Genomic DNA, 3,716 nt, shown 5'->3' with positions numbered 1-3,716 from the left:
CGCCCCACCCCCGCCGCCACCAGCACCCCCGCCGCGATCACCAGCGTGAAGAAGGCCCAGGTCAGGGGCCAGGCGCTGGCGAAGCCGTCGGGCCGGCCGGGGTGGGTGCGCAGGGAGACGTACATGAGGGCCGCCGGCGGGGCCGCGATCAGGAGCAGCGGCCAGCCCCGGTTGTCACGGTGGCCGAAGTAGGCGGCCAGGAGCAGCAGCAGGACGCCCAGGGCGGCGACCCCGACACCCGTCACCGGGGTCGTCTCGTGTGTGGCGCCCGCGCTCTCCGCCCGGTTGCGCAAGTCCCAGGGGACGCAGACGACGTACGACGCCGCAGCGACCGCGGCGCCGAATGCGCGGGTCAGCCAGCGCTCGGCCCAGGGACGCGTCCGCAGCGGCCCGAGCAGCTTCCCGGTGGTGCCGTTCCCCGTTATCTCGGTCATACGTACGAGGGTCACCTGCCGTGAGACGGTCCGACAGAGTACGCGTACTCAGGTACGGGTACTCACGTACGGGTTCTCCATCGCGTACTCCGCGCCCGGCTACACCCCGACCGCCCGCGACACCACATAGATGAGCAGCCCCGCCAGCGAGCCGACCACCGTGCCGTTGATACGAATGAACTGCAGGTCACGGCCGATGTGCGCCTCGATCTTCCGCGTCGTGTGCTCGGCGTCCCAGCCCGCGACCGTGTCCGTGATCAGGGACGTGATCTCGCCCTGATAGGTCGTCACGACGTACACCGCCGCGCCCTCGACCCAGCCGTCCACCTTGTCCTGCACCCCTGAGTCGACCGACATCCGCGACCCCAGCGACAGCAGCGACGCCCGTACGCGCAGCCGCAGTTCGCTGCGCTCGTCCTCCGCCGCCGAGACGATCATCGAACGTACGGCCGTCCAGGCGGACGCGATCAGGTCCTGGACCTCGCCGCGCCCCAGCACCTCGGTCTTCAGCCGCTCGACACGCGCGCGCGTGTCCGTGTCGGACTGGAGGTCGGAGGCGAAGTCGGTGAGGAAGCGGTCCAGGGCGCCGCGCGCCGGGTGGGAGGGGGCGTCACGCATCTCGGTGACGAAGCGCAGAAGCTCCTTGTAGACGCGCTCACCGACCTTCTTGTCGACGAACTTGGGCGTCCAGCCGGGCGCGCCGCCATGCACGGCTCCCAGGACCTCCGCCTCGTGCAGGACGAGCCAGTCGTGCGCGCGTACGCAGATCAGGTCGACGGCCCTCCGGTGGCCGCCGTCGACGACGACCTTCTCCAGCAACTTGCCGATGCCGGGCGCGATCTCCTGGGCGTCGGCGCGCCGGGTGATGGCCTCGCCGACGACCGCCTGGACGTCCGAGTCGCGCAGCACGGTGAGCGCGCCGCGCAGGGCCGCCGACAGCTCCGCCGTGACACGGTCCGCGTGCTCCGGCTCGGCCAGCCACGCACCGAGGCGGCTGCCGATGCCGACCGCGCGCAGGCGCTGGCGTACGACGTCCTGGGAGAGGAAGTTCTCACCGACGAACTCCCCGAGGGAGACGCCGAGTTGGTCCTTCTTGGTGGGGATGATCGCCGTGTGCGGAATGGGCAGGCCGAGCGGATGGCGGAAGAGGGCGGTGACCGCGAACCAGTCGGCCATCGCACCGACCATGCCCGCCTCGGCCGCCGCCGCGACATACGCCGTCCAGGCGCCGGCGCCCTGCTCACCGGCCCACTTGGCGAGGATGTACACGACGGCGACGAAGGCCAGCAGCCCGGTCGCGGTGAGCTTCATCCGGCGCACCCCGCGCATGCGCTCCTCGTCGGCGGGCCCGAAGGAGTTCATGGCGCGACCGGCCACACCCCCTCCAGTCTTCTCTCCAGTCCCTCTGGTTGTCCCTCCGGTCCCTCCAGTCCCTCCAGTTGTCGCTTCAGGCACGTCTGTCCCTCCGGGCCCGCCGTCGTCCGATCCCGTTCTCATGCGCCGCATTCGCTCCACCGTTCAGTGATCCCTCACACATTGTCCCTTCTTGACCTACTCCCGGAACGGAACAGGAGTTCCCCACGTATATCCGGAGGGGGTTGGTCCGACCGGTTCGGCCGAGCCCCGCAGGCCCATCCCGCATCATGGGCGCAGCCCACCGGAGCCCCACGCTCCCCCGCCGTACGAGGAGTCACACACCCCATGACCAGGCGTCACGGTTATGGCTTGTTCGCCGCGATACTCACGCTCGTCGTGGCCGTTTCCACCGCCATATACGTCGGGGCGACCCTCGACGACGGCACCGCCCCGCACGCCGAGTCCGTCAACCGCAGCCGCGGCGACTCGGGCAGCGCCGTCGCCCCCGCGTCCGCCGGTACCTGGGTCGGCACCTGGTCCGCCTCCCCGGTCAACGGCGAACCCGGCACCGCGGTCCAGGGCCTGGCCGGCCGCTCCCTGCGCAACGTCGTGCACACCACGGTCGGCGGTACGAGTGCCCGCGCCACGCTCTCCAACCTCTACGGCACGCGGCCCCTGACCATCGCCCACGCCTCGATTGCCGTCGCCGCCACCGACAACAGCGCCGCCGCCGACCCCGGGACGATGCGCCGGCTCACCTTCGGCGGCAGCCCCTCGGTGACCATCCCGGCCGGGCAGCAGATCGTCAGCGACGCGGTACGGGTCGTTGTGCCGCGCGACAGCGACGTTCTCGTGACGACGTACTCCGCGATCCCGTCCGGCCCGGTCACCTACCATCCGCACGCCCGGCAGATGTCGTACGCCGCGCTCGGCGACCGCACCGAGGACACCTGCGCCGAGGCCTACACCGAACAGATCGAGGCATGGCGGTACGTCACCGCCCTGGACGTCTTCAGCAAGCAGGCCACCGGCACGGTCGTCGTCATCGGCGACTCCCTCACCGCCGGCACCACGTCCACCGTGGGCACCAACAGCCGCTGGCCCGACGTCCTCGCCGACCGGCTCCACGCGGCGGCGGAGGCGGGCGCGGACGTGCCCCACTACAGCGTCGTCAACCAGGGCATCGGCGGCAACCGCGTCCTGCTGCCGGGCGGCCCCGGCACTCCGGCGCCCAACGCGAGCGCGCTGGCACGGTTCGGACGGGACGCCCTCGACCGTGCGAACGTCAAGGTCGTCGTCGTCGACCTGGGCGTCAACGACATCCTGCGCGCCCGCGACCCCAGGACCGTGAAGGCGTCCGCGATCGTCGCCGGGCTGCGTGAGCTGGTGGCCCGGGCGCACGGGCGGGGGCTGCGGGTGGTGGGGGCGACGCTGATGCCGTTCGGCGGGTTCCACGGGTTCTCGGCGACCACGGAGGGGCTGCGGCAGTCTGTGAACGCGGCGATTCGGGCGGGGCGGGTGTACGACGCGTATGTCGACTTCGACAAGGCGTTGCGGGATCCGCAGAACCCTCGACGGTTCCGGCCGGGCTACAACTCCCCGGATCACTTGCATCCGAGCGACAAGGGGTATGCGCGGATGGCGGAGGTGTTCGACCTGGCGGAGCTGAGGGGGGGTGCGCCGGCGCGGCTTTGAGGGGTGGGTGCATTTGCGGGTGCCCGGGGGGCGGGTGCGCTTGCGGGTGCGGCCCGGTGGGGGCTCGTCGCGCAGTTCCCCGCGCCCCTGAAACGCCGGGCCGGTGGGAGCCTGGCGCGACGCTCCCCGCGGCCCTGAAACGCCGGGCCGGTGGGGCTTCGCGCGCGGCTCCCCGCGCTCCTGGAGGGGCGTCCACCTAGCTGCGGGCATGCGTGCCGCCAGGGGCGGCAC

The 3,716-nt window shown here is 71.9% G+C and carries 3 protein-coding genes; 1 reads left to right on the top strand and 2 read right to left on the bottom strand.

The window, feature by feature from the left end; genetic code table 11:
- On the bottom strand, positions 1 to 434 hold a 434-nt coding region (locus ADL01_RS17895; RefSeq protein ID WP_053743011.1), incomplete at its 3' end, for a hypothetical protein.
- A 99-nt stretch (positions 435 to 533) separates the two neighbouring features.
- Positions 534 to 1,931: a DUF445 domain-containing protein gene (locus ADL01_RS17890; RefSeq protein ID WP_420719725.1), complete on the bottom strand. Its 1,398-nt coding sequence runs from the start codon at positions 1,929 to 1,931 to the stop codon at positions 534 to 536.
- Between the two features lie 204 nt (positions 1,932 to 2,135).
- On the opposite strand from ADL01_RS17890, the gene ADL01_RS17885 reads away from it, so the two are divergent.
- Positions 2,136 to 3,485, top strand: a complete 1,350-nt coding sequence (locus ADL01_RS17885; RefSeq protein ID WP_053743009.1) for a GDSL-type esterase/lipase family protein — start codon at positions 2,136 to 2,138, stop codon at positions 3,483 to 3,485.
- Positions 3,486 to 3,716: the final 231 nt, after the last annotated feature.

The sequence above is a fragment of the Streptomyces sp. NRRL WC-3618 genome (assembly GCF_001280005.1).
GTDB lineage: Bacteria > Actinomycetota > Actinomycetes > Streptomycetales > Streptomycetaceae > Streptomyces.
This window is presented reverse-complemented; position numbering and strand designations above follow the sequence as displayed.

Excerpts from the sequence above, each read along its gene's own strand:
- ADL01_RS17885 (WP_053743009.1), top strand. The coding sequence starts at position 2,136 with ATGACCAGGCGTCACGGTTATGGCTTGTTCGCCGCGATACTCACGCTC.
- ADL01_RS17890 (WP_420719725.1), bottom strand. The coding sequence starts at position 1,931 with ATGAGAACGGGATCGGACGACGGCGGGCCCGGAGGGACAGACGTGCCT.